Here is a 272-nt window from a genome sequence, read left to right as displayed (position 1 = left end):
ATAGGATTTGGAATACGTGGAGGGGTTCGCTACTACGACAGGAAGTCGCAGAAAAACGAATTCACCAACTACCAGGCTGTGATTTTTGCCAAGGAAGGCAAGCAAGCGGAGTTTTACAGGGAGGTGCTCATGGAGGGCGCTATCGTTGAGGTGTTCGGGGAAAGCATCAAAGTCGATGTTTACGATGGTCAAAATGGACAGTCTATTACCCTTGAACTAAACAATGCCAGATTAGGATTTATCGAAGCTGGCAATAAGCAGGGAAAGCCGCA

At 47.1% G+C, this 272-nt stretch carries 1 pseudogene; it reads left to right on the top strand.

Annotated features, from left to right (window positions below):
- Window positions 1-272, top strand: a pseudogene (locus V2A85_RS24735) (hypothetical protein); the annotation flags it as partial.

It is taken from the genome of Yersinia sp. 1252 StPb PI (assembly GCF_048593885.1).
Taxonomy (GTDB): domain Bacteria; phylum Pseudomonadota; class Gammaproteobacteria; order Enterobacterales; family Enterobacteriaceae; genus Yersinia; species Yersinia enterocolitica_E.
Note: the sequence above shows the minus strand (reverse complement) of the source record. Positions and strands in the feature narration are given on the sequence as shown.